We start from the raw sequence: 25,305 nt of genomic DNA on the forward strand, positions 1-25,305 counted from the left end.
GGATCCCCGCAGGCACGACCGGGTGGAATGGCTGATTCCTCACCTAGGCTCCTGATCATGTTCAAGTCAGGGGTGGGGTTCCTCGCGTTGTTCGGCCTCGGCTGGTGGCTGCTGGCCACGAGCGCGTTCGACGGCGCGGCCCGGCTGGTCGCCGTGGTGGCCGGCTGCGCCGTCACGGTGGGGCTGATGCTCGCGGCGCGCCGTTCGCTCCCCGCGTCGGCGGGAGGGCCCTTTCCCGCCGACCGGCGTCGGCGGTTCAACCAGATCAACGCTCTCCAGTGGCTGCTGATCGTGGGCATCGCGGTTCTCTGCTCGCGGGCCGCGGTGCCGGTGCTCATTCCCCCGCTGGTCGCGGTGGTCGTCGGGCTGCACTTCCTCCCGCTCGCCGCGGTGTTCGAGCAGCCCCGGCTGCGCGTTCCGGCCGCCCTGCTGGTCGTGGCCGGGGCATCGGGCGTGGCCGTGTGGCTGACGGACGGCCCCGACCGTGCTGTCCGTCTCACCGTGGGCCTCGTCTCCGCCCTCTGCCTGTGGGGCATGGCCACGTGGACGGTCGCCGGGGCGGCTTTCGCCGGCAGGCGCGGCGCCACGGAGTGAACGCACCGGCCGACGCGCGATCCCCGAGCCTCTTCCCGGCGGAGGAGGGCCGCTAGGACTCCGGGCTCAGGACCATCAGCATCGTGGGATCGGCGACGGGCACGAACCCGACCTTGGCGTACAGCTCATGGGCGTCGAGCGTGGCGAGGAGGGTCCGCTTGAGCCGGTACGGGGCGAGGTGGTCGCGTACGGCGGTCGCCAGCCGCACGCCGAGGCCCCGGCCGCGATGCGCGGGGTCCACGTAGACGTCGCAGAGCCAGGCGAAGGTCGCCCGGTCCGTGACGACACGGGCGTAGGCGACCTGCGTCCCCTCGGCGTCGTAGACACCGAAGTTGAGCGATCCGCGCAGGGACCGCTCGACGAGGTCACGACTGCGGCCGAGCGCCCAGAACGCGTCGGTGGAGAGCCAGTGGTGCACCAGGCCGATGTCGATGCGGTCCGGATCGGTGTCGATGGCGTACCCGTCCACGAGACCGTTCTCGAACCCGTTCCCGGGCTGTCGGCCGTCCGGTTTTCCGTGGGTCTCTTCGCCGCGCGCGGTGGTCGTCATGGGCCGGATGGTAGTCGCGGAGGCCTTGCCCGCTGGTCTCGGCGGGCGTCGCGGCGCTGGCCGGGGCGGTGCCCGAGCTGGCACGCTCCCGCCATGGGAAACATCTACGACTACTACGCGGCCACCGACGACGGGCAGGCCCTCACGCTGTTCGCGGACGGCTGCGCGGACGACCCGTTCGGCACGCTCGGCCTCAAGGGGGCGGACCCCTACGTGCTGCTCGGAGCCGTCGAGGCCCATCTGACCGGGGTGCCCGAGGAGCAGGTGGAAGCCGACCCCCGCTTCTGCGCACTGCTCAACGACCCCGAGAGCGAAGGGCCCTGGCTCGTCTCGCTCACCGACAGCCTCCGCGACGCCCTCGCGGCGGCCACCCCGGAGCGCCTGCTGGAAACCGCCACCGCGTGGACCCGCACGGAGGACGGCGACGGACAGGACCCAGGGCTCCTGGCCGACTTCCTGGAACGCCTCGGCGAACTCGCCCGCGCCGCCCGGCCGCGACAGCGCCTGTACTGCGGCATGTCCCTCTAGGGGACTGCGCAACGGGAACGAAGTCGGCGGCATCGGAACCGCCGCGGTGATCAGGGACTCGACACCCCATGATCCCCCGGAGGTCGCGGCTGCCCCCCCCCCGGATCCCCGTGGGCGAACTCAACAACCACACGCGTACGAGGTCGAATTCCGCCCGCACGGTCTTGCGGGGAACGGGCCCGGGGAGTGATGCCCCAGTGGTCGGCCAGTGCCTCCACGACAAGTCCCGGCCCTTCGGTTCAGGCGTCCGTGCACGATGGCGTTCCGAGGCTCTTGCGTGAACGGCGCCGGGGCCGGTCGTCGTCGTGGGGGCATTCCCTGGGCGGCGCGGATCTGGTCGGACGCTGCGGTCCTCGTCGCGGTCCGGGAGTACTGCGCGGCACGTGTGACGGGTTGATGAGCCGCGCCGGTCTGTCTACGAGGCGACCGGCGGGGTAAGCGGGGTGGGAACACCCCCTCCGACCGGGGGCGCCCCCTCTGACCTGTCGATAGGTGTCCGATAAACGTATCTGCGATCCCGCATAACGATGACGTCACTCGCCCGGCATCTTCACGCGCGTTACCTGCAAGAGTGATCTGCGTCACTAAAGATCTGGTAAAAGGCGTGGTACAAATGCCCGACTTCGTAGGCGGAACCCTCGCCGAAGCGGAGTGCCGGGACCGCCCCGGTGGCAGGCCGGAGCGGCCGTCATCGTCGTCCACTCCATGGGACGCGCTGGGTCGCCGACCGGACGACGACATTCGCTCATCCCTCCAGAAACGTCCCCCCATCGCACACCGAACGGCACAGGACGCCCCACGGTCCGCTGTTCCTGCGTCATCGAGGTAGCCAACGTGACACTCGACTCCATCACCGAGAACATCGACGAATCCGTCAGCGGGTTCTTCGAGCCCATAGCCGACTGGCTGGGCGGGATCGTCTTCTACTCCGTCACCATCGCCGGGGCGGACGTGCCGCTCATCGTCGCCTGGCTGGCGGTGGCCGGCCTCGTCTTCACCGGCTGGTTCGGATTCGTCCAGGTGCGCAAGTTCCGGCTCGCCCTCGACGTGGTGCGCGGCAAGTACGACGACAAGGACTCGGCGGGCGAGGTCAACCACTTCCAGGCGCTGACCGCCGCCGTCTCCGGCACGGTCGGCCTCGGCAACATCGCCGGTGTGGCCGTCGCCGTCTCCATCGGCGGCGCCGGAGCCACGTTCTGGATGATCCTCTGCGGCCTCCTCGGCATGGCCACCAAATTCGTCGAGGTCACCCTCGGCGTGAAGTACCGCGAGGTCCACGCCGACGGCACCGTCTCCGGCGGGCCGATGCACTACCTGCCCAAGGGGCTCGCCGAACGCTTCGGGAAGAACGGCAAGAGCCTCGGCAAGGTCCTCGCCGTCCTCTCCTCGATCATGATCCTGTTCTTCGGGCTCTTCGGCGGCAACCTCTTCCAGGTCAACCAGTCCTACGCCCAGCTCGTCTCCGTCACCGGCGGCGAGAGCGGTGCGATGGGCTCCTCCGGCGGTGCGCTCTTCTTCGGCATCCTCGTCGCAGCCCTCGTCGGCATCGTGCTGCTCGGCGGCATCCGTTCCATCGCCTCGGTCACCAGCCGGCTCGTGCCCGCGATGGCCGGTATCTACGTCGTCGCCTGCCTCGTCGTCATCCTCGTCAACGTCACCGCCGTGCCCGCCGCGATCGGCACGATCATCGAGGGAGCGTTCAACCCCGAGGGCGTCGCGGGCGGTGTGCTCGGCGCACTGATCATCGGCTTCAAGCGCGCCGCGTTCTCCAACGAGGCCGGCATCGGCTCCGCGCCGATCGCCCACTCCGCGGTCAAGACCAAGCACCCGGCCAGCGAGGGCCTCGTCGCGCTGCTCGAACCATTCATCGACACCGTCATCATCTGCACCATGACCGCGCTGACCATCGTCATCGCCAACCCGGCCAGCTGGGGCGAGGCCCGCGACGGCGAGTCCATCGGCGGCGTGACGATCACCTCGGACGCGTTCGAGACCGTGCTGCCCTGGTTCCCGTACATCCTGACCGTCGCCGTGATGCTCTTCGCGATCTCCACGGTGCTCACCTGGGGCTACTACGGCCTCAAGGCCTGGACGTACCTCTTCGGCCGCAGCCGCACCAGCGAGACCATCTACAAGGGCCTCTACACCCTGTTCGCCGTCGCCGGGTCCATGCTCACCCTGCAGACCCTCATCGACCTGGCCGACGCGGTGCTCTTCTCCCTCGCCGTCATCAACATCATCGGCCTCTACCTCCTCGCCCCCGTGGTCAAGCGCGAGCTCGACAGCTTCCTCGAATACGTGCGGGTGCGGAAGGCCGGCGGTACGGAGGGGACGGGCGGAGACAGCGACGAGGAGCCGACGAAGGCTACCGTCTGAGCCCGATCCCTCCTCTGACGCCCTTCCGCCCCTGCCTGTCCGGAGGGGTGGGGGGGTGTCAACTCGTGCGCAGCATCAGCCCGATGCCGACCAGCATCAGCCCCGCCGCCGCGATCCGCGGAGCACCGAAGCGTTCCTTGAAGAACAGCGTGCCGATCGCCGCGCCGACGATGATCGACGACTCCCGCAGCGCCGCGATCGGGGCCAGCGCGGCCTTCGTCTGGGCCCAGAGGATCAGTCCGTACGCGGCCACCGACAGGGTGGCGCCCAGCAGGCCCCGCACGGCGAACGGGCGCAACTGCGAGGCCAGTTCGTTGCGGCGGCGGTAGTACGCGTACGCCGGGACCGCCAGGCCCTGCAGGACCATCAGCCACGCGACGTAACCGAGCGGGGTGCCCGAGGCGCGGACCCCGACGCCGTCGACCGTGGTGTACCCGGCGATGGCGAGCCCGGTACCGAGGGCCGCCAGGATCGCCGGCCAGTGCGGGCGCTTGCCTGAGCCCCGGATGCCCCACAGCGCCAGGCCGACCAGTCCGGCGGAGGCCACCGCCACGCCCGCCGTGGCCCAGCCGTTCGGGCGCTCGCCGACGAACACCGCCGCCAGGACCGTCACCACCAGCGGGGCCGTGCCCCGGGCGATCGGGTACATCTGGCCGAAGTCGCCCAGCGTGAACGAGAGCATCAGCAGCAGGAAGTACGCCACGTGCAGCGCGACCGAGACCAGGAGGTAGGGCCAGGCCCCGGCCGCCGGGACCGGTGCGAAGAGGGCCAGCACCGCGCCGATCAGCAGACCGCCGCCGGAGATCAGCGTGAACGAGACCACCTGATCCTTGATCGCGTGGGCGATGGCGTTCCAACTGGCGTGCGTGACGGCGGCTATGAGGACCGCGGCGGCGACCAGGGGGGTCACTTGGCGGGCTCGCGCACATCCGTGACCGTCGCGCCCGCGTGGGCGATCAGCGTTTTCGGGTCGAGCGGGAACACCGTGTGCGGGGTGCCCGCGGCGGCCCACACCACCGCGTGGTCCAGCAGCCGCCGGTCCGCCAGCACCCGGGTCCGGGTGGCGTGGCCGAAGGGCGGTACGCCGCCGATGGCGTACCCGGTCGTCTCCCGGACCAGGTCCGCGTCCGCCCGCTTGACCTTCTGCGCGCCCAGTTCACGGCGGACCAGCTCGACGTCGACCCGCGAGGAGCCGTCCATCAGGACCAGCACCGGCACGCCGTCCGCCGTGAAGACCAGGGACTTGACGATCTCGCTCAGCTCGCAGCCGACCGCCGCCGCGGCCTCCGCCGCCGTACGCGTCGCGTCCGGGAAGCGGCGCACCTCGACCTGGAGGCCCAGCCCGGCCAGCGCCTCGGCGAACCGGGGGTGGGCGTGGGAGACGGGGGCGGCGGGAGTGGTTTCGGTGGGTTCGGATGTGTTCATGGCTGCACGCTAGCGGTCGGCGAAGTGCGCGTGCGAGGGGGCTTCGGATGGCTTCAGCCCGTCGGGTGGGAGCCCGGGGTGTGACCGAAGGTGCGGCGGAAGACGTCGATGAAGGCGCTCGTGGACGACCAGCCGCACTGATGCGCCACCGCGGTCACCGGCGTCCGCTCGGTCAGGAGGATCAGGGCGTGGTGGAGGCGCAGTTGGGTCCGCCACTGCGGGAAGGTCATGCCGAGGTCACCGCGGAACAGCCGGGACAGGGTCCGGTCGCTCGCCCCGATCTGGCGGCCGAGCTCGGCGAGCGTGCGGCCGTCGCCCGGGTCGGCCTGCAGGATGTCGCACAGGGTGCGCAGCAGGGGAGCGGTGGGAGTGGGCAGATGCAGCGGCTGCTGGGCGGAGGCCCGCAACTGGTCGAGGAGCACCGCGCGCAGGCGGGCCCGCTCGGGGCTTTCGTCGTCCCCGGTGCGTGTGTAGGCGATGAGCAGTTCGCGCAGCAGCGGGCTGACGGCCAGCACGGTCGGTGCGTCGAGGCCGAGCGGGTTCTCGGAGACGGGCAGCCCCACCAGGTGCAGATCGAGTTCGCCGTACGCCCGGTGTGCGTGCACGGTGCCGGCGGGCACCCAGATGGCGCGTGTGCCCGGGGCGACCCAGGATCCCTCGCTGGTCGTGACCGCCAGCACCCCGCGGCCCGCGTAGACGATCTGGTGGTCGTCGTGCCGGTGGGCGTCGATCGAGCCGCCGGGCGCGAGCCGCCGCGTGCGGGTCGGGGCCACGGGGTCGTGCCGGACGGGATCCTGGCGAAGGGGATCGTGGCGGATGTTCGGCATCATATGGCAGTTTATCGAAAGCGCGACAGCTCTGTGGGTCGGAGCATGGCGGGATGCGAAGGAACACACCCATCGTTCTGCTGTCCGTGGGCCATGCCTGTGTCGACATCTACCAGGGCTCCGTGGCGGCCCTGGTGCCGTTCTTCGTCGCCGAGCGTTCCTACTCCTTCGCGGTCGCCTCGGGCATCGTGCTGGCCGCCTCGCTGCTGTCCTCCGTGGCGCAGCCGGTGTTCGGCGCACTCACCGACCGCTGGGCCATGCCGTGGCTGCTGCCGGTCAGCACGCTGCTCGGCGGTGTCGGCATCGCGCTGAGCGGGCTGAGCGGCTCCTACCCGCTCACCCTGGCGTTCGTCGCGCTGTCGGGGGTCGGGGTGGCCGCCTACCACCCCGAATCCGCCCGGGTCGCCCGTATCGCCGGCCGGGGCAGCCACCGGGCCATGGGCTGGTTCTCCACGGGCGGCACGGTCGGCTTCGCGCTGGCCCCGCTCATGGTCGCCGCCGTGGTGACCACCGGAGGGCTGCGCTGGACGCCCCTGCTCGTGCTGCCGGCCCTCGCCGGCGCCGTGATGTGCCTGCCCGTGGTGCGCGCCCTGCAGCGGAGGGAGGCCGCCGGACCGGGTACGACGCCGCCGGCCGGCAGCGACGACATCGGCTCCTTCGTGAAGCTGTCCCTGGCCGTGGTCTTCCGATCAGTCGCGTTCATCGGCCTGAGCACCTTCATCTCGCTGTACGTCCGTCAGCGCCTGGGCGGCAGCATGGCCGTGGGCACCGCGGCCCTGTCCGTGCTCTACCTCGGCAGCACGATCGGCTCGGTGCTCGGCGGGTCCCTGGCCGCCCGATGGGACCGGGTGGCGGTCGCGCGCCGGTCGTACCTGATCACGGCCGTGGCCGTCGCGGGCGTGGTGTGGGTGCCCGGCCCGGCCGTCTACCTGTTCGTGGCACTGACCTCGGCCGGTCTGTATGTGCCCTTCTCGCTGCAGGTCACGCTCGGGCAGGACTACCTGCCCTCCCGGGTCGGCACCGCCAGCGGGATCACCCTCGGACTGACCGTCAGCATCGGCGGCCTCGCCGGGCCCGCCATCGGCGCCCTCGCCGACGCCACGTCCCTGCAGACGGCCCTGGCGCCGCTCGTGGCGATGCCCCTGCTGAGCTGGCTGTTCCTGCGCACCCTGTCCGAACCGGGCGGGCCGCGGCCGCGGCTGCCCGGGGTCGCCGCCCGCTCCGGGAGCGGGGCCGCGAAACCCGGATGACCCGGGGGCGGACGTGCTTCTACCCTCGCCCCCATGGACAGGGGGGAGCAGCGCGAGCACCTGGTGAACGTGGTCGATGTCGAAGCGACCTGCTGGGAAGGGCAGCCGCCGCCCGGCCAGGTCAGCGAGATCATCGAGATCGGCCTCACCGTCGTCGACCTGCGCGCGGGCGAGCGGGTGGCCAAGCACCGGCTGCTGGTCCGGCCCGCGCGCTCGGCGGTCAGCCCGTTCTGCACGGAGCTGACCGGGCTGACGCAGCCGGAGGTGGACGGCGGCCTGTCCTTCGCGGAGGCGTGCCGGGTGCTGGCGGCCGAGCACCACAGCGGCCTTCTGCCGTGGGCCAGTTGGGGTGACTACGACCGCAACCAGTTCACCCGCCAGTGCCGGGCGACGGGTGCGGCCTACCCCTTCGGCCGATGGCATACGAATGCCAAGGCCGCCTTCACCGCTTCGTACGGGCTGCGCCGCCGCCCCGGCATGGCGCAGGCGCTGACGGTGGCCGGCCTCCCGCTGGAGGGCCGCCACCACCGGGGCGACGACGACGCGTGGAACATCGCCGCCCTGGTGCTGGACCTGGCGGGGCGGGGGGACTGGGCGGTCGCCTCCTAGGACCTGTCCGGCGCGTGGGGCCGCGGGGCCTCAGCCGCCCGCGCGCAGCACCTCGGCCACGACCGGGCCCGCCGCGTCGCCGCCGTGGCCGCCGACCTGGACGACCGCCGCGGCGGCGAGGTCGTTGCTGAAGCCGGTGAACCAGCTGTTCGAGGTGTCCTGCCCGTCGACCTCGGCCGAACCGGTCTTGGCGCCCTTGTCGCCGCCCACCGAGGCCATCGCCTTCGCGCCCGTGCCCCAGGCGGCGGTGGCGCGCATCATCGTCGTGAGCTGCTGCGAGACGGACGGAGACAGCGTGCGCGAGGCCTTCGCCAACTGCCGGTCGTCCAGGGACTGCGGGACGATGACCGGCTGGCGGAAGGTGCCGGTGCGGGCGGTGGCGGTGACGGACGCCATGTTGAGGGCGTTCATCTGGACCGTGCCCTGGCCGATGTACTGGGCGGCGGCCTCCCCCTGCACTTCCTCCGGCACGCTGCCGTCGGTCGTGACGACCCCGGTCTTCCAGTCCAGACCGATCCCGAAGACCTCCCGCGCCTCCTTGGCGAGCGCCGAGTCGTCGTCGACGTCGTCGATCAGCTTGACGAAGGCGGTGTTGCAGGACCTGGCGAAGCTCTGCGTGAACGTGGAGCCGTCCGGCAGCGAGAAGTGCTCCAGGTTGTGGATCGTGCGGGTGTAGTACCGGGCTTCCTTGGGGCACTCCGCCGCCCCGTTCGCCGTGACCAGGCCCTTCTCCAGCAGCATCGCCGCCGTCATGATCTTCAGCGTGGAGCCGGGCGCCTGCTTCCCCTGCATCGCCGCGTTGAACCCGGTCGCCGGGTTGTTGGCCACCGCGCGGATCGCCCCGGTGGACGGTTTCACCGCGACCACCGAGGCCTGCGCGTACTTCTTCACCGCCCGCTCGGCCGCCGCCTGCGCGCCCGCGTCCAGCGTCGTCTGCACCTTGCCGGGCTTGCCCTTGGAGAGGGTCAGCAGGTTGACGTCCGGCTGGGTCTCGTCGGCGGGCTCGATCCACGTCTCGATACCGGCCGAACCGCCCGCGCTCTGACCGTACTTCTCGCGCAGCGTGTCCAGGATCGGCCCGAGCGAGGGGTACTTCTCCTTGGTCAGCACCGTCCCGTTGTGGTCGACGGCCTCGATCGTCGGCGTCGAGGACTCGCCGGTCCTCAGCGTCGCGCCCTCCGTCAGCTGCGGGTGCACGACCGTGGGGGCCCAGTCGACCAGGGCCTTGCCCGTCGTCAGGCCGCGGACCACGGTCAGCTCCGAGGCGTACGACAGCGGCTTCGACCTGCCCTCGTACGCGACGGTGGCCTTGACCGTGTACGGCACCTTCGTGCCGACGGCCGGGCCGGGGGTGACCTTCACCTTGCCGATGTGGGCGTCCTCGCCGTACGAGGCGAGCACCGGCTCCGCGCCCGCCTCGTTGTTGGTGAGGAGAGCCGCGGCCTCGGCGTCCCCGGCCGCCCACGCGTCGAAGAAGCCCTTGGACGTCTCCGCTATCTCCTGCGCACTCGGCGGTCCCGTCTTCACCTTCGAGGACTCCGACGCGTTGCGCGTACCGCCGTCCCCGCCGCCCGTGTCCCCGAGCATGCTGTACGCCCCGTAACCGATCCCACCGGCCACCAGGACGAACGCTCCGCCGATCACGGCGACCTTCGCTCCACTGCGCATCCCGCAGTCCCCCTCCCCAGGAGAGCCCCTTGAACATGTTCAAGGGGCAACTGTGAGGAACCCTAAGGGGTTGTGGCGGACCGTGAGGGCGTTGTTACCGGACCGGAATGCGTGGCCGGAAGGCGCTCTCTCCGCCGTGTGATGGAGGACCGTCGTGGGCAGACTGGTCGGGAATGCGCGGGGAGCGAGCGTCGGGGGGCGTGCGGGATGGGCACACGGGGGCGTGCGGCGGTGGACCGGTGACGGCCTATCACATCAAGCGTCTGCCGCCCGGGATCCTGCCCGAAGGCGATGGCGACACCTGGTCCGTGACCGGAGACGGCGCGGTCACCCGGCTCTCCGGCGGCGTCGCCATCTGGCGCGTGGCCGACGCCGAACGATGGCGGAAGGCGGGGGTCCCGGCCGCGCTCACCCCGCTCGTGGGCGGCTGGATCCTCGCCGCCCTGGTCGTGGCGGCGTACATCCTGCTGTTCGGGCTCTCGTCCGCGTCCGGGGCCTGGGGCGGCGGTCCCGGGGACGGCACGGACTGGCTGCGCTACCCGGGCGTGCTCCTGATGACCGCCCTGCCGCTCTGGTACCGGTACGTCCCGGTCGCGGCCGTTCCGGCGGCGCTGTACGTCGCGGTGGAGGCGGGCCTGTCCCTGGCCTCGCGCGAAGACTCCGACCGGGTGGGGACCGCCGGCCACCTGGTCGTCCTCGCCGCCTGCGCCGTGGCGGTCACGGGCAGCTGCCTGCGGCTGCGGGCCCGGCGCCGACAGCGGGCCCTGGCCCTCGCCGCGGCCGGAAAGCGTCGCTTCCCGCTGCCCGAGGGCGCCCCGGAGTCGGACGGCCACCGCGGCCACGCACAGGTCTACCTCGGGCTGGCGCTCTGCCTGGTCGCCGTCGGCATCCTCACCGATGGCCTGATCCAGGACCTGACCTCGGCCGGTGTCCCGTACGACGCCCTCGGGCAGCAGCGCATCGGTCTGGTGCTGCTCGTGGCCGGCACGACCTTCGGCGGCTGGGGTCAGCTCGCCCACCGGGCGGCGCGGCGGCTGTTCGAGGAGGAGCAGCCGGCCCTGATCGTGGGCGTCCGGGCCGGGGCGGACGGACGCCACTGGGTGTGCGCGGACGCCCGCACCCGCACGGCGCGGCCCCTGGTCGCCTACGTCCCCCGCAAGCGCGACACCCGCGCCATGACGCGGCTGCTGGGCAGCGGCTCGGCGTACGGGGTGGGGAACGGGCACCACGACATCGACCCGAGGCACGAGCCGTTCGAAGCGGTTCTGTACGGCACCCTCGCCGAGGGCGACGAGGTCGTCCTCGCCTACGCCTGCGCCGAATACCACCGCCAGAAGGAGATGGGGCGGATGTACGAGACCGTGACCACCGCCCCGCTCCGTCCGGGCGGCCGCCACGGGCTGGGCCCCTGGGAACCGGCGGACGGCCCCGCCCGGCAGCGCGAGCGACTCCGCGAGGGCCGGGAGCGGGCGGAACGCTACCGGGCGGCGCAACGCGAGGCGGAGGAGCGCCGCAGGAACCCACCGCCCCGCCCGTCGCCCCGGGCGAGCGGGAACGACTCCGGCCGCCGGCACGACGGGGGCGGCTGCGGCTCCAGCTGCGGGTCGAGCTGCGGCGGCGGCTGCGGGGGCGACTGAGCCGACGGGGCGCCGCCGAGGAGCCCCGGGCGCCGGCGGGCCGGCGGGCCGGCCCGCTACTGCGCCCAGTCGAAGACGTCCGACTCCAGGTCGATCTGTGCGATGCCGCCGCCGAGGTTGAGCCCGCCGACGCCGTCCTCCAGCTCGAACACATAGGGGGTCAGCCCATCCGGCATCCCCTGGCAGGGCATCACCGTGCCGCCGAGGTGGGAGATTCCCTCGACGGAGGACCAGAACGCCTCGAGCTTCTCGTCGTCCGAGGACCAGGCGGCCGCATAACCGCCCGCCCCGTCCTCCGACGGGGCGATGCCGGTGTTCGGGTCGCCGGTGCGCTCGCCGAGCCAGACCGTGGTCTCGGGGGCGCTGTCGTCCCAGGCGTTCTGGCCGCGGCTGTACCGGTCACCGAGCCCGGCGGGCCGGATGTCGGCCGGGGGATCGACGCGCGGCGCGGCGAACTCCTCGGCGGTGAGCCACAGGAGCGCGTGCGCGCCGCCGATGAGGTCCTCCAGGTCCTGCTGTCGGGGATGGCGTGCCGCCGCCGTCGCGGCCACCGCCGCGAAGAACGGATCGGCGGCCTGCTCCGCGGTGGGCGCGGTGCCCTCCAGCAGCTCGGCGACGCCCTCGATGTCGTCGGCGACATGGTCGTCGGCGTGGAAGAAGGCGATGGCCACCAGGTCTGCGCCCTTGCGCCGGTAGTCCTCGGGCAGTTCGAGGGTGATGACATGGGTCATCGGCAGTCCGGTGACGGGACTCCGGGGCCACCCGGCCGGCTCGATGCCGGGCGCACGGCCGCCGCACCACCCGGCGACGCGGGCGTCGGGCAGATCGATCCCGACGGTCTTGCCGGGCCGGACCGACAGCTCGTCCGCGGATTCCCCGAACCCCAGGTCGTACGCCTTCACTTTGATGCCTTCCGTTCGAACGATGGCGCTCAACGTACGCGAGGGGGCCCTGGTTGCCGACAGCAGGCAGCCGGGACCGGTCCGGTGTGCCGACATCACCCCTGAATTCACCCCCGGCGACCCGTCTACCCTGCTCGAACACGAGCAGGCACGAGCAGGCACGAGGACCACGGAACGTCGGCTCGGTGCCGATGGGCGGGAGGAGAGTCGGTTGGCCGGCGAAGCGAACGTGGGCGCGCCCGGAGCGCACCCTCCGGCGAACGCGGGCGCGGGCGCGTCCGGCGGCGGCGCGCAGCACCTGGGGCCGCGCGCGTCCCTGGTGATGTCGCTGGCCCTCGGGCTGCTGCTGGGCGCGCTCTCGGTGCTGGTGATGTTCCCGGCGGCTCAGCACCTGCGCTCCCTCCAGGGCGGCGAGCGGGCTCAGGCGACCCTGCACACCAGCGGCGCGTGCATGACGGGCCAGTGCGAGGTGGAGTTCGAGGCCGGTGGGCGGACCGTGGTGGTGGATCTTCCGGTGGGCAGCGGAGGGGGCAAGAGCTCCGTCGGCGCGACCATGACCGTCCGGTACCAGGCGGACGACCCGCGGGTGGTCGCCCGTGAGGACGACGTCGGGGGCGGCGGCGCGCTCGTGCTGGCGTGGATGGCGGCCGCCGGTGCGCTGTTCTTCCTGACCCTTTCGGTGGTGGCCGCGATATTCCTGGCGCGACAGCGGCGAACATCATCGACGCCGTGATGCGTGAGCGCTGAATCGGTGGGCACAAGGACGAACGCAACGAGTTCTGGCGGACATTCGGCACCGGGACGAACCGATGGGTGCACTGCAGCCGTTGTGAATACAGGTGCACACGCCTAATCGAACTTGACGATGGGATTCAACGTGATCATTCTCGGACTTCTTCTGCTCATAGTCGGCTTTCTTATCGGGATGTCGCTGCTGACCACGGTCGGCGGCATCCTCATCGTGGTCGGCGCCATCCTGTGGATTCTGGGCGCGACCGGCCGCGCGGTCGGTGGGCGAAAGCATTTCTTCTAGTCCGCCGGCGCCATGGGCGATCCATGGCCGAACGACGGTTTCCCCTGCGGGTGGGCCGCGACGGAATGGCGTCGCGGCCCACCCGCACGTCAAAAAGGGGGGCCGGTCAACTGCCGTGGCGGCCGACCCGAGTTCCTACACCCACGTGTCCAGCCACATCCGGTCCCGCCACAGGTCCTCGGGAATCGACGTCCCGGTGTACAGGGGCCAGAAATAGATGAAGTTCCAGATGATCAGGAGCACCAGCACGCCCGCCGCGATCGCGCCCAGCGTGCGGCGGCGTTCGCCGGTGGGGTCCTGGGCGGTGAGGCCCAGTTCGGCCCGTGCCCCCGTGCCCGCCGCCGGGCCCACGATCGCGCCCAGCATCATCGTGACCGCCAGGCAGAGGAACGGCACGAACACCACCGCGTAGAAGAGGAAGATCGTGCGCTCCTGGTAGAAGAACCAGGGCAGCCACCCCGCCACCACACCGCAGGCGATCGCGCCCGCCCGCCAGTCGCGGCGGAAGAACCAGCGCCAGACGACATATGCGAGGGCGAAGCACGCCAGCCACCACAGCAGCGGGGTGCCGATGGCGAGGACCTCGCTGGCGCACTTGCCGGTCGCCGACTCCTTGCAGCCGGCCTGTTCCTCGTAGAAGTACGACACGGGCCGGCCCAGCACGAGCCAGCTCCAGGGGTTCGACTCGTAGGTGTGGCCGGAGGTCAGGCCCACGTGGAAGTCGTACACCTGGTTCTCGTAGTGCCACAGGCTGCGCAGCCAGTCCGGCAGGAAGGACCAGCCGGAGTCCTTGCCCTCGGTGGCCGCCCAGTTGCGGTAGTAGCCCTTGTCCGTGACGATCCAGCCGGTCCAGGAGGCGATGTACGTGACGATCGCCACCGGGACCGTGGAGAAGAAGGCGGGGATCAGATCGCGGCGCAGCACGGCCCGGTAGGGGTGCACCGCACCCGCCGTGCGCCGTGCGCCGACGTCCCACAGGACCGTCATCAGGCCGAACGCGGCCAGGACGTAGAGGCCGTTCCACTTCGTGGCGAAGGCCAGTCCCAGCATCACGCCCGCCGCCAGACGCCACGGCCGCCACCCCAGGCGCAGGGTCTCCGCGACCCGGGCGTCCGGCCGCAGCACCCCCTCCTCGTCCACCGGCAGCCCGTCGGCGAGCCTGCGCCGGGAGTGGTCGCGGTCCGCCACCAGGCAGCCGAACGCGGCCAGCACGAAGAACATGACGATCAGGTCGAGCAGCGCGGTCCGGCTCATCACGAAGTGCAGGCCGTCCACCGCGAGGAGCAGGCCCGCCAGGCAGCCCAGGAACGTGGAGCGGAACAGCCGCCGGCCGATCCGGCAGAGGAGCAGGACGGAGAGCGTGCCGAGCACCGCCACCATGAAGCGCCAGCCGAACGGCGTGAAGCCGAACAGCTGCTCACCGAAGCCGATGATCCACTTGCCGACCGGCGGGTGCACCACATAGCCCGGGTCGGTCGGGATGGGGACGGAGGACGGATCCTTCAGGATCAGCTTGTCGACGTCCTTGGGCCAGGAACCCTCGTACCCCTGGTTGACCAGCGCCCACGCGTCCTTCGCGTAGTACGTCTCGTCGAATATCACCGCGTGCGGCTGGTCCAGCTTCCAGAACCGCAGCAGCCCCGCGACCAGGGTCACCAGCAGCGGACCGCCCCAGCCGGACCACCGCACCAGCCGGTCGGCGACGTGCGGGGGGATCGCGAGCACCGACCACATCTGCCGTCCCGGCCGGGTGTACGGCGGGTCCAGCCGGTCGCGGAGGGAGGTCTCCGGGCGGGGGACATGGCCGAAGCGGCGCAGCCGCCGTTGCCAGGAGGTCGGCTGTTCGCCGAGCGGGTCCCCGGCGTCTTGGCCCCGCTGGGTCTCGGGTGCGGTACTCGTCACCGCGCCATCGTAGGGAACGCATCTGTGCGAAGGGTGCTGCCCGTGCTGCGAGGATGGCTGATGTGACTGGAACGACTGGAACGCTCGTGCTCGCAGGGACCCCCATCGGTGACGTGGCGGACGCCCCGCCACGCCTGGCCGCCGAACTGGAGCGGGCCGACGTCGTCGCCGCCGAGGACACCCGGCGGCTGCGCCGGCTCACCCAGGCGCTCGGCATCCACACCTCGGGGCGTGTCGTCTCCTACTTCGAGGGGAACGAGTCCGCCCGTACGCCGGAGCTGGTGGAGGCCCTGACCGGGGGCGCGCGGGTCCTGCTCGTCACGGACGCCGGCATGCCGTCCGTCTCCGACCCCGGCTACCGGCTCGTCGCCGCCGCGGTGGAGCAGGACATCCGCGTCACCGCCGTGCCGGGGCCGTCCGCCGTGCTCACCGCGCTCGCGCTCTCCGGGCTGCCCGTGGACCGCTTCTGCTTCGAGGGGTTCCTGCCCCGCAAGGCCGGTGAGCGGCTCTCCAAGCTCCGTGAGGTCGGGGACGAGCGGCGCACGATGGTCTTCTTCGAGGCCCCGCACCGGCTCGACGACACCCTCGCCGCCATGGCGGAGGTCTTCGGCGCCGAGCGCCGCGCCGCCGTGTGCCGGGAGCTGACCAAGACGTACGAGGAGGTCAAGCGCGGTCCGCTCGGCGAGCTGGCCGTGTGGGCCGCCGACGGGGTGCGGGGGGAGATCACCGTCGTCGTGGAGGGTGCGACCGACTCCGGCGACGAGGGACTGGACGCCGAGGAGCTCGTGCGGCGCGTGCGGGTGCGCGAGGAGGCGGGGGAGCGGCGCAAGGAGGCCATCGCCGCCGTTGCCGTCGCTGCCGGGCTGCCCAAGCGGGACGTCTTCGACGCGGTGGTGGCCGCCAAGAACGCGGAGAAGGCCCCGCCGAAGCCGTAGGGCTCAGGGGGTTTCCGTCAGCAGGCCGTACGCCGTCGCCACGAAGGTGTCCGCCCGGTGCACCCGCCGCGTCGCCGTCGCCGCCACCGCCAGTCCCGTGTCCGGGCGGAAGCCCAGGAACGCCTGCTGGCCGAGCGTGGCTCCGGCGTGGAAGAGGACCGGACCGTACGGGGACGGGTGGTGGAACCAGGTGAGCGTGTGGGTGTGCGCGTGCCGCAGGCCCCGCCGCAGCAGGGGGCGTCCGACCTCCGCCAGGGCGGCGGCCAGGGTGGGGTCCAGGGGTTCTGCCGGGCTCCCCGGCCCGCCCGGATGCGCCTCCAGGAACGTCAGCAGGTCCAGCGGTGTCGCCCGGACCGCGCCCGCCGCCGTGAAGCCCCCGGTGTCCAGTGCGGGCACCGGCGTGCCGTCCCGGCGGTGGCCCACCGCCCCGGTGCCCTCCGGGCCGGGGCGCACCCGGGTCGCGGCCAGGCGCAGCGGGGCCAGCACCTGCTGGTGCAGCAGGACCTCCCAGGGCGTCCCGGTGGCCGCCGCCAGGGTGTGGCCGAGGACCGAGACGGCGAAGTTCGAGTAGTGCCAGCGGGTACCGGGCCGGTGGCGCGGCCGGGCCCGCAGGAAGGCCCGGACCACCCGGTCGGCCGGGTAGCCGCCGTAGGGATCGGTGGACCAGCGGGGCACCGCCTGCGGGTAGAAGTCGGCGGGCAGGCCCGGCAGCCCCGAGGTGTGGGTGAGCAGATGGCGCAGGGTGATCCGGCGCACCGCCGGGTGCACCGGGAAGCCCGGGGCCAGCAGGTCCGCCGCCCGGTCCGCGTACCGCACCCGGCCCTGGGCGACCAGCCGGGCCAGCAGCAGCCCCGCGTACGGCTTCGACGCCGAGCCCAGCTCGTACCCCATCAGCTCGCGGGGGACCGGGCCCGGCTCCACGCTCCCGCCGGTGTGAACGGTGCGCACCCCGTGCCGGCTGACCGCGAGCACCAGGTCCGGGGCGTCGACCCGCCCGGCCGCCTCAGCCAGGAGGCGGGCGGTGGCCGGGCAGCCGGGGGCGGCCACCGGCGCGGCCGTCACGTCGGTCATGCCGGGGCCGGTGCGGCGCTGAGCCCGGACAGGGCGCGGGACATCGCGAGCGCCGAGGCGAACGCGGCCACCAGCGTCGGGTGGTAGACGAGGTCGAACACCGACTCCTCGTCCCCTTCCGGCATCCCGCCGACCACCGGCATCGCCCCGTCCGGCTGCTGGGCCTGCGCGAAGCCCTGCCAGGCCGCCGGGTCCAGGGTCGGTTCGGGCAGCGCGGCGTCGACCACCAGCAGTTCGCCCAGCAGGTCCCAGCGCTTCAGGTCCAGCCAGTCGTCCAGCCAGACCGGCAGCCACAGCGCCAGATACTCGGCGATGTCGGCGGGGAGCCCGCCCGGCTTCTCGCCCCAGTCGGTGAGGTGGAAGACCGTGTGGGTGATGTCGTAGCCGATGTGGCCCTCGACGGTCCACGGCTCCGGCCGCCGCGCCAGCCAGGTGTGCGCCAGCGCCGCCGTCTCCGGAACGCTCGGCTCCGCACCGAAGCGCCGCTCGATCGCGCTCAGCCCCAGCCGCCGCACCGGCAGCACCTCCAGCGCCCCCCAGCTGGCGAGGCGGTGGTTGAGCCGGATCGCGGACTCCAGGTCCGGCTGCCGGTAGCCCAGCTCCCGGAACGGTACGTAGACCTCCAGCGGCACCGGCGAGAGCGGCTCGCGCCGCTGCCCCTCCAGCAGCCGCACCCCGGAGCCCAGCAGTTCGTGCCAGGCGTGGTCCAGGAGCTTGTGCGCGAGCGAGGACTGCTGTGAGCCGGCCACGCCCTCGCGGAAGATGACCTTGCCGATCAGCGCCAGCTCGCCCAGCGGTTTGAACCGGTCCAGCATCCCCGCCTCCGGGGACGGGTCGGCCTCCAGCCGGAACCCCTCCCGGTGTTCGTACAGCCAGCCCAGGGCCTTGGCCCCGACGTCGTGGATCTGCTGGATGCCGCTGCTCATGCGGTCCGCCTTTCCCGGCCGGGCACGGCCTCGCCGGTCCCCCGCAGCGACCTCAGGGACAGGGCCGCGGCGAAGGCCGTCACGAGCGTGGAGTGATAGCAGTCGATGAAGGGGTACGGGTCCGGGCCGGCGTCCGCCGGGGCCGGTGGGCCGGTCTCCGGGACGCAGCCGCTCGGATGCTGTACGCCGGCGAGCACCGGCCACACCGCGTCCAGCAGCTCCAGCGGAGCCGGGCCCGGCAGCGAGGCGGCCACCGCGAGCAGCTCGCCGGTGAGGTCCCACTGCCCGCTCTCCAGACAGCCGTCGGCCCAGGCGGGCAGCCAGGTCCGCAGATAGCCGTCGATCTTCCCCGGCACCCGGTCCGGCATCCGGCCCCAGTCGGTGAGGTGGAAGACGGTGTGCGTGAGCGCGTAGCCGGAGGGGCCCTCGAACATCCACGGCTCCGACAGGCCGCCGAGCCAGGTCCGGGCCAGGACCGCACCGGCGTCGGTGTGGGTCAGCACGCCGACCCGCCGCTCGGAGTTGACCAGGCCCAGCTGACGGTTGGCGTGCTGCTCGGTGTGGGCCCAGGCGCGGGTCGCGGTGAGCGGGCGGGCCAGCGCCTCGAAGCCCTCGTGGCGCAGCCCGTATCCGGCGAAGGCGGCGTAGATCTCGTACGGGTACGCGGCGAACGGCTCGGCGCGCAGCAGCTCCAGGAGCAGCTCGCCCGCCGCCACCTGCTCCCAGGCGTAGGCGACGAGGTCCCCGGCCAGCTCGTGCTCCGGGGCGCCGGGGGCGGTGGCGCGGCGGATCGTGGAGCCGAGCTGGGCCAGTTCGCCGAGCGGTTTGAGCGTGGAGTTGACCTGGGTGTGGGGCTCCAGGACGTCATCGGGGAGCGTGAAGTGCGTCCGGTGCGCGTCGGTCCAGGCGAGGGCGGCGCGCAGGACACCGGGCAGGACCGCGAGCGCGGCCCCGGGGTCCGGGCCCGGACCCGGGCGGCTGCCGGGCCGCGGGCCGCCCTGCGGGCCCTGTGCCGCGGTCGTCGTCGTCACGGTGCTCCCGCCTCGGCCATCAGCCGTGCGGCCCGGACGTGCAGGGTGACGCGGGGGTCGTGGCCGCCCATCAGCTCGACGAAGTCGAGGCCGCGCTCCAGGCCGAGGGTGGCCGGTTCGCCGCCGACGGCCGCGAGCCAGCGGCCCGCGCCCGCCGCCTGGAGCCAGTCGCGCCGCCGGACCGCGCGGACGAAACCGCGCGACAGGTCGACCGCCCGGGTCGCCGCGGCCCGCCGCACGGCCGACGGGGCGGCCGGGACGGCGAGCGGCGCGAGCACCGAGAGCTGGTGGGTGAACGCCTGCCAGGGAGCCTCCTCCAGCCAGGCGGCGTCGGGCTCCTCGTACGTCCCGGGGTACGTCCCGGGAGTGCCCCGCACGCCGGGGGAGCCGGGGGACGGGGCCGCCATCCGCTGGAGCGTGGAGATCATGTGCCAGTGGCTCCAGGCCGTGGCGGCCGGGGCGTCGGGCTTCGGCGGGAATTCCCGCACCGCCCGGTCGAGTACGGCGACGTCCCCCGGATGCGGATGACGTCCGTACAGAACACTGGGCAGCAGCAGGTCGGCCCCGATGACCCGTGCCGCCGCGATTCCGGTCCGATTCTCCTCGTCGATTCCCGCCGCGCCGCACACCGTGGCGAGGTGGTCCCCGCTCCGAAGAGCGAGGACCACCTCTGTTGCCAGGTCATGCACGGCGCCCGCCAGGGGCGACGAGGCATGTGTCTGGTCCATGTGCCGGCGACTAGCCCTTCTTCGGGCGCGGGGTCGGAGGCGAGAGCAGCAGGGCGCCGCCGCCCGCGAGAAGCGCGAGGTAGGCGCACTCGCGGGAGTCGCGATACAGACCTTCGACCTCGCCCGGGTTGAGAGCCGCGTCGAGGTCGAGCTCGATGTCGGTGGCAGTGGTGTCCGTGGTGAACATGGGTTGTTCCCCGTCCTGTGGGAAATGGGGTGGACGTAATGAGTGAAAAGGAGGAATGGAGGTGCCGCAAATCGGCGCGGGGCATCCGGGGAAATCGAGTATTCAATTGAATGGTGAATTCATGTGGGGCGGGTGGGGTGAAAGCCCGGGAATTCGGGGAAGAAGAAGGGTGTGGGCGGGGGTGGTGCGCGGGCGCGTTCACGATCCGCGCCGGGCGTGGACGGGGCGCTCGGTGGCCCGGCGGTCACGCGCTGTCCTGTCGTGGTCCTGCCCTGCGCCATGCGGCGGCAAAGGGCGGCAAAAGGAGGCCAAGAACGCATCAACAATGGCTCTGAGCTGGTGCGTCCGTCCGGGTGCAGGTGTCCACTGGAAGGGACGGGCCACCCGTTCGAAACCCTCGTGCGGGTCGGCCGTCCCCGGAGCGTTCGACCGGCGGACAAGAGGAGCAGGCATGAGCGAGATCGCAGCGACCACTGTCCATGAGGCGTATGCCTTCGCCTGCATGAAGTGCGGGTACGGCTGGGAGCAGTCCTACGAGATAGAGCACCATGTCGACGTCCACGGCCATGCCTTCGTCGTCTACACGGTGGGCGGCGAGCGCGTGCCGTCCCCGCTCTCCACGCCCACCTGCACGAACTGCGGAGGACACGTGGTGCGCATCATGCGGGCGGGGCGGGTCGCCGGTGTCCAGGAGTTGCTCCGCAAGCAGCAGGCCCCGCGCGGCGCGGAGGCCGCCGGGGAGGACCGGGCGGTGTCGTCCGCCGCCGCCCCGGTGCCCCGTCGGCGGCTGACCAGCCTGCTCCACCCCTTCCACCGCAGGTGACCCTGTCCGCTGCCACCGCAGGTCACCTCCTCCACCGCAGGTGACGCGGCGGCGCGGGGCCCTCGTAGAGTCGTCGGCATGAGCCGTACCGAAGCCCCGCCGCTGCCCGAGCCCCTGCGGGTTCCGGTCGCCGACTCCCACACCCACCTGGACATGCAGGACGCCACCGTCGAGGAGGCCCTCGCCAGGGCCGCGGCGGTGAACGTGACGGCCGTCGTCCAGGTGGGCTGCGACGTGGCCGGCTCCCGCTGGGCCGCCGAGACCGCGGCCGCCCACCGCGCCGTCCACGCCTCGGTCGCCCTGCACCCCAACGAGGCCCCGCGCATCGTCCACGGATACGTCGGGGTCGCTGACGGCACCGCCCGGCAGGGCGCCCGGGAGCCCGGCGGCAAGGCGGCGCTGGACGACGCCCTCGCGGAGATCGACGCGCTGGCCGCCCTGGACCAGGTGCGCGGGGTCGGCGAGACGGGTCTGGACTTCTTCCGCACCGGCCCCGAGGGGGTCGCCGCCCAGGAGGAGTCCTTCCGGGCCCACATCGAGATCGCCAAGCGGCACGGCAAGGCCCTGGTCATCCACGACCGGGACGCGCACGCGGACGTCCTGCGGGTCCTGGCGGACGCGGGCGCACCCGAGCGGACCGTGTTCCACTGCTACTCCGGCGACGCCGACATGGCCCGGATCTGCGCACGGGCCGGGTACTTCATGTCCTTCGCGGGCAACGTGACCTTCAAGAACGCCCAGCCGCTGCGCGACGCGCTCGCCGTCGCCCCCGCCGAGCTGGTCCTCGTCGAGACGGACGCCCCTTTCCTCACCCCCGCCCCGTACCGCGGACGGCCCAACGCGCCGTACCTCATTCCGGTCACGCTCCGTGCCATGGCCGAGGTGAAGGGGCTGGACGAGGACGTGCTGGCCGCCGCGGTCTACGACAACACGGCGCGGGCGTTCGATTTCTGACCCGCCGGCTCCGGCGCTCCGGCCGGACTCCGACCGGAACGCTGGGTAGTCGTGTCGCTTTGGAGAGTGACCGACGCTCCGCTATCGTCCCCGCGCACGACGAGGTGGCGGCGGGCGGATCTTCGGGAGCGGCGTGAGTACTTCGCAGGGCAGTCACCGGGCGGCGCGCGGCGGACCGCGTACGGCACTGGCGCCGCCGCCTCCCGCCCCGGTGCCGGCGGCGTTCCCCGGCGTGTTCCACGAGCAGCTGACCGTGGCGGAGGGATTCCGCGCGGAAGCGGGCGAAGAGCCCGCCGCCCGTGCCCCGGCGACCGCCGCCCACGCCCCGACGGTCGTCGACACCCCGCTCGTCACCCCCCTGGCCGCCCCGCTTGCCACCCCCCTCGTCCCCCTCGTCGTGCCACGGCAGGGTCCCGGCCGCGCCGACGTCCGGCGGGCCGCCAAGCGGCGCCGCACCCTCGTCGCGAACCCCCAGAACCTCAAGCGCCTCGTCCCGCAGGCCCTCGTCGTCGCCTTCCTGGCCGGCGGCACCACCGCGTTCGTCGCCCACGACAAGGCCGTCCGGCTGAGCGTCGACGGCGCCCCCCGGACCCTGCACACCTTCTCCGACGACGTCACCGAGCTCCTGGCGGAGGAGGGCGTCACCGTCGGCGCGCACGACGTCGTCGCCCCGGCCCCCGGCACCGGCCTCGCCCACGGCGACGAGGTCGTCGTCCGCCACGGACGGCCGATCACCCTCACCCTCGACGGCGTCCGCCGCCAGGTCTGGACGACCGCCGGCACCGTGGCGGAGGCCCTGCGCGAGTTCGGGATCCGGGCCGAGGGGGCGTACCTCTCCGCCGCCCGCTCCGCGCGGATCGCCCGCACCGGCCTGACCCTCACCGTCCGCACCGAGCGCACCGTGACCTTCATGGCCGACGGCCAGGAACGCACCCTGCGCACCAACGCCGCCACCGTCCGCGAGGCCCTCGCCGAGGCGGGCATCACCCTGCACGGGCAGGACACCACCTCGGTCGACCCCGTGGGCTTCCCGCGCGACGGCCAGACGATCTCCGTCATGCGGATCACCGACACCCGCGAGGTGCGCGAGGAGACCGTCCCGTACGCCGTCGAACGGAGCGAGGACCCCGAGCTGTTCCGGGGCACCGAGCTCGTCGAGCGGGCGGGCCGCAACGGAGTGCGCCGGGTCACGTACGCGGTGCGGACCGTCAACGGGGTCCGGCAGAAGCCGCGCAGGGCGGCCGAGGAACTGGTCCACCGGCCGGTCAGCCGCGTCGTGCGCACCGGCACCCGGCAGCGCCCCGACCCGGTCGCCGGGGCGGACGGGCTGAACTGGGGCGCGCTGGCCGCCTGCGAGTCCGGCGGACGCCCCGGCGCGGTCGACCCGAGCGGCACCTACGGCGGGCTGTACCAGTTCGACACCCGGACCTGGCAGGCGCTCGGCGGCAGCGGCCGGCCCCAGGACGCACCCGCCGCCGAGCAGACGTCCCGGGCGAAGAAGCTGTACGTGCAACGGGGGGCGAGTCCGTGGCCCCACTGCGGCCGTAGGCTTACCGGGTGAGCAGCACAGAGCCCGACGCCCTCCTGGGCCCCGCAGACATCCGCGACCTGGCCGCGAAGCTGGGCGTACGCCCCACCAAGCAGCGCGGTCAGAACTTCGTCATCGACGCCAACACCGTCCGCCGCATCGTGCGCACGGCCGAGGTCCGCCCGGACGACGTCGTCGTCGAGGTCGGCCCCGGGCTCGGCTCGCTGACCCTGGCGCTGCTGGAGGCGGCGGACCGGGTCGTCGCGGTCGAGATCGACGACGTCCTCGCGGCCGCCCTGCCCGCCACGGTGAACGCCCGGATGCCGCAGCGCGCCGACCGCTTCTCCCTGGTCCACTCGGACGCGATGCTGGTCACCGAGCTGCCGGGCCCGGCCCCGACCGCGCTCGTCGCGAACCTCCCGTACAACGTGGCCGTGCCGGTCCTGCTCACCATGCTGGAGCGGTTCGGGAGCATCGAGCGGACCCTCGTCATGGTCCAGGCCGAGGTCGCCGACCGGCTCGCCGCCCGCCCCGGCAACAAGGTCTACGGCGTGCCGTCGGTGAAGGCCAACTGGTACGCGGACGTCAAGCGCGCCGGGTCCATCGGCCGCACCGTCTTCTGGCCCGCCCCGAACGTCGACTCCGGCCTCGTCTCGCTGGTCCGGCGCACCGAACCGATCGCCACCACGGCTTCCCGAACCGAGGTCTTCGCGGTCGTGGACGCGGCCTTCGCCCAGCGCCGCAAGACGCTGCGCGCCGCGCTGTCCGGCTGGGCCGGCTCCGCGCCCGCCGCCGAGGCCGCGCTCGTCGCCGCCGGGATCTCGCCGCAGGCGCGCGGGGAGGCGCTGACGGTGCAGGAGTTCGCGGCCATCGCGGAGCACAAGCCGGAGGTCTCCCGATGAGCGCCGCCGTCACCGTCCGCGTCCCCGGGAAGGTCAACGTCCAGCTCGCCGTGGGCGCCGCCCGCCCGGACGGCTTCCACGACCTGGCCAACGTCTTCCTCGCCGTCGGCCTGTACGACGAGGTCACCGCGACCCCCGCCGACGCGCTGCGGATCACCTGCTCGGGCCCGGACGCCGCCCAGGTCCCGCTGGACACCACCAACCTCGTCGCCCGCGCCGCCCTCGCGCTGGCCGAGCGGTACGGCCGCACCCCCGCCGTGCACCTGCACATCGCCAAGGACATCCCGGTCGCGGGCGGCATGGCCGGCGGCAGCGCCGACGGGGCGGCCGCCCTGGTCGCCTGCGACGCCCTGTGGGGGACCGGCGCGAGCCGCGACGAACTCCTGGCCATCTGCGCGGAGCTGGGCAGCGACGTGCCGTTCAGCCTGGTCGGCGGGGCCGCGCTCGGCACCGGACGCGGCGAGAAGCTGACCTCGATCGAGGTCGGCGGAGCCTTCCACTGGGTCTTCGCGGTGGCGGACGGCGGACTGTCCACGCCCGCCGTGTACGGGGAGTTCGACCGGCTCACGGCAGCGGCACAGGTCCCCGAACCGGCCGCCTCACCCGCGCTGCTCGCCGCCCTGCGCTCCGGCGACCCGGGCGCACTCGCCGGGGCCCTGAGCAACGACCTCCAGCCCGCCGCGCTCTCCCTGCGCCCCTCCCTCGCGGACACGTTGGCGGCGGGCACGGAAGCGGGGGCCCTGGCCGCGCTGGTCTCCGGATCCGGGCCGACGACGGCGTTCCTGGTCCCCGACGAGGAGACGGGCCGGAAGGTCGCCGACGCGCTGCTGGCGTCCGGGACGTGCCGCAACGCGCGCACGGCGGTGTCGCCCGCGCCGGGCGCCACGGCGATCTGACCCCGCACGCACCCCCCCGGCAC

The 25,305-nt window shown here is 73.0% G+C and carries 26 protein-coding genes; 14 read left to right on the plus strand and 12 right to left on the minus strand.

Going from position 1 to position 25,305, the window contains the following annotated elements:
- Window positions 1-57: 57 nt before the first annotated feature.
- Window positions 58-594, plus strand: coding sequence for a hypothetical protein (locus ACH4UK_RS26720; RefSeq protein WP_398360298.1), 537 nt, complete (start codon window positions 58-60; stop codon window positions 592-594).
- A gap of 52 nt (window positions 595-646) precedes the next feature.
- On the opposite strand, the gene ACH4UK_RS26725 is transcribed toward ACH4UK_RS26720, so the two are convergent.
- Window positions 647-1,144 (minus strand): GNAT family N-acetyltransferase, encoded by a 498-nt coding sequence (locus ACH4UK_RS26725; protein WP_398360300.1) that lies wholly within the window; start codon window positions 1,142-1,144, stop codon window positions 647-649.
- A gap of 93 nt (window positions 1,145-1,237) precedes the next feature.
- Here ACH4UK_RS26725 and ACH4UK_RS26730 point away from each other — a divergent pair, with 93 nt between their 5' ends.
- Together ACH4UK_RS26730 and ACH4UK_RS26735 are read left to right on the plus strand one after the other, a co-directional pair.
- The gene (locus ACH4UK_RS26730) at window positions 1,238-1,672 is read left to right on the plus strand and encodes a hypothetical protein (RefSeq protein ID WP_398360302.1); all 435 of its coding nucleotides are present in this window, start codon (window positions 1,238-1,240) and stop codon (window positions 1,670-1,672) included.
- A gap of 834 nt (window positions 1,673-2,506) precedes the next feature.
- The gene (locus tag ACH4UK_RS26735) at window positions 2,507-4,048 is read left to right on the plus strand and encodes an alanine/glycine:cation symporter family protein (protein ID WP_398360303.1); all 1,542 of its coding nucleotides are present in this window, start codon (window positions 2,507-2,509) and stop codon (window positions 4,046-4,048) included.
- Between the two features lie 58 nt (window positions 4,049-4,106).
- Here ACH4UK_RS26735 and ACH4UK_RS26740 read toward each other — a convergent pair whose 3' ends face one another.
- The 3 genes from ACH4UK_RS26740 to ACH4UK_RS26750 are packed head-to-tail and all read right to left on the minus strand — an operon-like array spanning window position 4,107 to window position 6,303.
- Entirely contained in the window at window positions 4,107-4,958 is an 852-nt protein-coding gene (locus ACH4UK_RS26740) for an EamA family transporter (RefSeq protein ID WP_398360305.1), read from the minus strand.
- Window positions 4,955-5,473, minus strand: coding sequence for a YbaK/EbsC family protein (locus ACH4UK_RS26745; protein WP_398360307.1), 519 nt, complete (start codon window positions 5,471-5,473; stop codon window positions 4,955-4,957). The genes ACH4UK_RS26740 and ACH4UK_RS26745 overlap by 4 nt, the downstream gene beginning before the upstream one ends.
- A 53-nt stretch (window positions 5,474-5,526) precedes the next feature.
- The gene (locus ACH4UK_RS26750; RefSeq protein ID WP_398360310.1) at window positions 5,527-6,303 is read right to left on the minus strand and encodes an AraC family transcriptional regulator; all 777 of its coding nucleotides are present in this window, start codon (window positions 6,301-6,303) and stop codon (window positions 5,527-5,529) included.
- Window positions 6,304-6,353: 50 nt separating this feature from the next.
- On the opposite strand from ACH4UK_RS26750, the gene ACH4UK_RS26755 reads away from it, so the two are divergent.
- Together ACH4UK_RS26755 and ACH4UK_RS26760 are read left to right on the plus strand one after the other, a co-directional pair.
- On the plus strand, window positions 6,354-7,550 hold the full coding sequence (locus tag ACH4UK_RS26755) for an MFS transporter (RefSeq protein ID WP_398360312.1): 1,197 nt from the start codon (window positions 6,354-6,356) through the stop codon (window positions 7,548-7,550).
- Window positions 7,551-7,583: 33 nt separating this feature from the next.
- Window positions 7,584-8,159 (plus strand): exonuclease domain-containing protein, encoded by a 576-nt coding sequence (locus ACH4UK_RS26760; RefSeq protein WP_398360314.1) that lies wholly within the window; start codon window positions 7,584-7,586, stop codon window positions 8,157-8,159.
- 30 nt (window positions 8,160-8,189) lie between these two features.
- Here the strand turns inward: ACH4UK_RS26760 and ACH4UK_RS26765 are convergent, their stop codons facing one another.
- Entirely contained in the window at window positions 8,190-9,827 is a 1,638-nt protein-coding gene (locus tag ACH4UK_RS26765) for a penicillin-binding transpeptidase domain-containing protein (RefSeq protein WP_398360316.1), read from the minus strand.
- Between the two features lie 239 nt (window positions 9,828-10,066).
- Between ACH4UK_RS26765 and ACH4UK_RS26770 the strand changes: the two genes are divergently transcribed.
- Window positions 10,067-11,464, plus strand: coding sequence for a hypothetical protein (locus ACH4UK_RS26770; protein ID WP_398360318.1), 1,398 nt, complete (start codon window positions 10,067-10,069; stop codon window positions 11,462-11,464).
- Between the two features lie 56 nt (window positions 11,465-11,520).
- On the opposite strand, the gene ACH4UK_RS26775 is transcribed toward ACH4UK_RS26770, so the two are convergent.
- Window positions 11,521-12,366, minus strand: a complete 846-nt coding sequence (locus ACH4UK_RS26775) for a hypothetical protein (RefSeq protein ID WP_398360320.1) — start codon at window positions 12,364-12,366, stop codon at window positions 11,521-11,523.
- A 211-nt stretch (window positions 12,367-12,577) separates the two neighbouring features.
- On the opposite strand from ACH4UK_RS26775, the gene ACH4UK_RS26780 reads away from it, so the two are divergent.
- Both ACH4UK_RS26780 and ACH4UK_RS26785 read left to right on the plus strand, forming a co-directional pair.
- Window positions 12,578-13,099, plus strand: coding sequence for a hypothetical protein (locus ACH4UK_RS26780; RefSeq protein ID WP_398360322.1), 522 nt, complete (start codon window positions 12,578-12,580; stop codon window positions 13,097-13,099).
- Window positions 13,100-13,231: 132 nt separating this feature from the next.
- Window positions 13,232-13,399 (plus strand): hypothetical protein, encoded by a 168-nt coding sequence (locus ACH4UK_RS26785; protein WP_398360657.1) that lies wholly within the window; start codon window positions 13,232-13,234, stop codon window positions 13,397-13,399.
- A gap of 135 nt (window positions 13,400-13,534) precedes the next feature.
- On the opposite strand, the gene ACH4UK_RS26790 is transcribed toward ACH4UK_RS26785, so the two are convergent.
- Complete coding sequence (locus ACH4UK_RS26790) at window positions 13,535-15,301, minus strand: dolichyl-phosphate-mannose--protein mannosyltransferase (RefSeq protein WP_398360323.1); 1,767 nt, start codon at window positions 15,299-15,301, stop codon at window positions 13,535-13,537.
- 53 nt (window positions 15,302-15,354) lie between these two features.
- On the opposite strand from ACH4UK_RS26790, the gene rsmI reads away from it, so the two are divergent.
- Window positions 15,355-16,236 (plus strand): 16S rRNA (cytidine(1402)-2'-O)-methyltransferase, encoded by an 882-nt coding sequence (rsmI, locus tag ACH4UK_RS26795; protein ID WP_398360325.1) that lies wholly within the window; start codon window positions 15,355-15,357, stop codon window positions 16,234-16,236.
- A 3-nt stretch (window positions 16,237-16,239) separates the two neighbouring features.
- Here the strand turns inward: rsmI and ACH4UK_RS26800 are convergent, their stop codons facing one another.
- Genes ACH4UK_RS26800 through ACH4UK_RS26820 form a run of 5 tightly spaced genes read right to left on the minus strand, consistent with a single transcriptional unit; the run spans window position 16,240 to window position 20,179 of the window.
- Window positions 16,240-17,307, minus strand: coding sequence for a serine hydrolase domain-containing protein (locus ACH4UK_RS26800; RefSeq protein WP_398360327.1), 1,068 nt, complete (start codon window positions 17,305-17,307; stop codon window positions 16,240-16,242).
- A complete protein-coding gene (locus ACH4UK_RS26805) occupies window positions 17,304-18,233 on the minus strand; it encodes a DUF6895 family protein (RefSeq protein WP_398360329.1) in 930 nt (309 codons plus the stop codon). The genes ACH4UK_RS26800 and ACH4UK_RS26805 overlap by 4 nt, the downstream gene beginning before the upstream one ends.
- Window positions 18,230-19,264: a DUF6895 family protein gene (locus ACH4UK_RS26810; RefSeq protein ID WP_398360331.1), complete on the minus strand. Its 1,035-nt coding sequence runs from the start codon at window positions 19,262-19,264 to the stop codon at window positions 18,230-18,232. The genes ACH4UK_RS26805 and ACH4UK_RS26810 overlap by 4 nt, the downstream gene beginning before the upstream one ends.
- Window positions 19,261-19,992 carry a hypothetical protein gene (locus tag ACH4UK_RS26815; protein WP_398360332.1) on the minus strand — a complete coding sequence of 244 codons (732 nt, stop codon included), beginning with the start codon at window positions 19,990-19,992 and terminating at the stop codon, window positions 19,261-19,263. The genes ACH4UK_RS26810 and ACH4UK_RS26815 overlap by 4 nt, the downstream gene beginning before the upstream one ends.
- A gap of 10 nt (window positions 19,993-20,002) precedes the next feature.
- Window positions 20,003-20,179, minus strand: coding sequence for a hypothetical protein (locus ACH4UK_RS26820; RefSeq protein WP_007455151.1), 177 nt, complete (start codon window positions 20,177-20,179; stop codon window positions 20,003-20,005).
- A gap of 451 nt (window positions 20,180-20,630) precedes the next feature.
- Here ACH4UK_RS26820 and ACH4UK_RS26825 point away from each other — a divergent pair, with 451 nt between their 5' ends.
- The 5 genes from ACH4UK_RS26825 to ACH4UK_RS26845 all read left to right on the plus strand — a co-directional run bounded on the left by ACH4UK_RS26825 (window position 20,631) and on the right by ACH4UK_RS26845 (window position 25,282).
- Window positions 20,631-21,002, plus strand: coding sequence for a hypothetical protein (locus ACH4UK_RS26825; protein WP_398360334.1), 372 nt, complete (start codon window positions 20,631-20,633; stop codon window positions 21,000-21,002).
- 78 nt (window positions 21,003-21,080) lie between these two features.
- Window positions 21,081-21,956 carry a TatD family hydrolase gene (locus ACH4UK_RS26830; RefSeq protein ID WP_398360336.1) on the plus strand — a complete coding sequence of 292 codons (876 nt, stop codon included), beginning with the start codon at window positions 21,081-21,083 and terminating at the stop codon, window positions 21,954-21,956.
- A gap of 211 nt (window positions 21,957-22,167) precedes the next feature.
- Entirely contained in the window at window positions 22,168-23,517 is a 1,350-nt protein-coding gene (locus tag ACH4UK_RS26835; RefSeq protein ID WP_398360631.1) for a ubiquitin-like domain-containing protein, read from the plus strand.
- Window positions 23,514-24,386: a 16S rRNA (adenine(1518)-N(6)/adenine(1519)-N(6))-dimethyltransferase RsmA gene (gene rsmA / locus ACH4UK_RS26840; RefSeq protein WP_398360338.1), complete on the plus strand. Its 873-nt coding sequence runs from the start codon at window positions 23,514-23,516 to the stop codon at window positions 24,384-24,386. Before ACH4UK_RS26835 ends, rsmA begins: the two co-directional genes overlap by 4 nt.
- The gene (locus tag ACH4UK_RS26845; protein ID WP_398360340.1) at window positions 24,383-25,282 is read left to right on the plus strand and encodes a 4-(cytidine 5'-diphospho)-2-C-methyl-D-erythritol kinase; all 900 of its coding nucleotides are present in this window, start codon (window positions 24,383-24,385) and stop codon (window positions 25,280-25,282) included. Before rsmA ends, ACH4UK_RS26845 begins: the two co-directional genes overlap by 4 nt.
- Window positions 25,283-25,305: the final 23 nt, after the last annotated feature.

It is taken from the genome of Streptomyces sp. NPDC020884 (assembly GCF_044333935.1).
In the GTDB taxonomy this organism is placed as follows: Bacteria; Actinomycetota; Actinomycetes; order Streptomycetales; family Streptomycetaceae; genus Streptomyces.

Excerpts from the sequence above, each read along its gene's own strand:
- ACH4UK_RS26720 (WP_398360298.1), top strand. The coding sequence starts at position 58 with ATGTTCAAGTCAGGGGTGGGGTTCCTCGCGTTGTTCGGCCTCGGCTGG.
- ACH4UK_RS26725 (WP_398360300.1), bottom strand. The coding sequence starts at position 1,144 with ATGACGACCACCGCGCGCGGCGAAGAGACCCACGGAAAACCGGACGGC.
- ACH4UK_RS26730 (WP_398360302.1), top strand. The coding sequence starts at position 1,238 with ATGGGAAACATCTACGACTACTACGCGGCCACCGACGACGGGCAGGCC.
- ACH4UK_RS26745 (WP_398360307.1), bottom strand. The coding sequence starts at position 5,473 with ATGAACACATCCGAACCCACCGAAACCACTCCCGCCGCCCCCGTCTCC.
- ACH4UK_RS26750 (WP_398360310.1), bottom strand. The coding sequence starts at position 6,303 with ATGATGCCGAACATCCGCCACGATCCCCTTCGCCAGGATCCCGTCCGG.
- ACH4UK_RS26755 (WP_398360312.1), top strand. The coding sequence starts at position 6,354 with ATGCGAAGGAACACACCCATCGTTCTGCTGTCCGTGGGCCATGCCTGT.
- ACH4UK_RS26760 (WP_398360314.1), top strand. The coding sequence starts at position 7,584 with ATGGACAGGGGGGAGCAGCGCGAGCACCTGGTGAACGTGGTCGATGTC.
- ACH4UK_RS26765 (WP_398360316.1), bottom strand. The coding sequence starts at position 9,827 with ATGCGCAGTGGAGCGAAGGTCGCCGTGATCGGCGGAGCGTTCGTCCTG.
- ACH4UK_RS26785 (WP_398360657.1), top strand. The coding sequence starts at position 13,232 with ATGGGATTCAACGTGATCATTCTCGGACTTCTTCTGCTCATAGTCGGC.
- rsmI (WP_398360325.1), top strand. The coding sequence starts at position 15,355 with ATGGCTGATGTGACTGGAACGACTGGAACGCTCGTGCTCGCAGGGACC.
- ACH4UK_RS26800 (WP_398360327.1), bottom strand. The coding sequence starts at position 17,307 with ATGACCGACGTGACGGCCGCGCCGGTGGCCGCCCCCGGCTGCCCGGCC.
- ACH4UK_RS26805 (WP_398360329.1), bottom strand. The coding sequence starts at position 18,233 with ATGAGCAGCGGCATCCAGCAGATCCACGACGTCGGGGCCAAGGCCCTG.
- ACH4UK_RS26815 (WP_398360332.1), bottom strand. The coding sequence starts at position 19,992 with ATGGACCAGACACATGCCTCGTCGCCCCTGGCGGGCGCCGTGCATGAC.
- ACH4UK_RS26820 (WP_007455151.1), bottom strand. The coding sequence starts at position 20,179 with ATGTTCACCACGGACACCACTGCCACCGACATCGAGCTCGACCTCGAC.
- ACH4UK_RS26825 (WP_398360334.1), top strand. The coding sequence starts at position 20,631 with ATGAGCGAGATCGCAGCGACCACTGTCCATGAGGCGTATGCCTTCGCC.
- ACH4UK_RS26830 (WP_398360336.1), top strand. The coding sequence starts at position 21,081 with ATGAGCCGTACCGAAGCCCCGCCGCTGCCCGAGCCCCTGCGGGTTCCG.
- ACH4UK_RS26845 (WP_398360340.1), top strand. The coding sequence starts at position 24,383 with ATGAGCGCCGCCGTCACCGTCCGCGTCCCCGGGAAGGTCAACGTCCAG.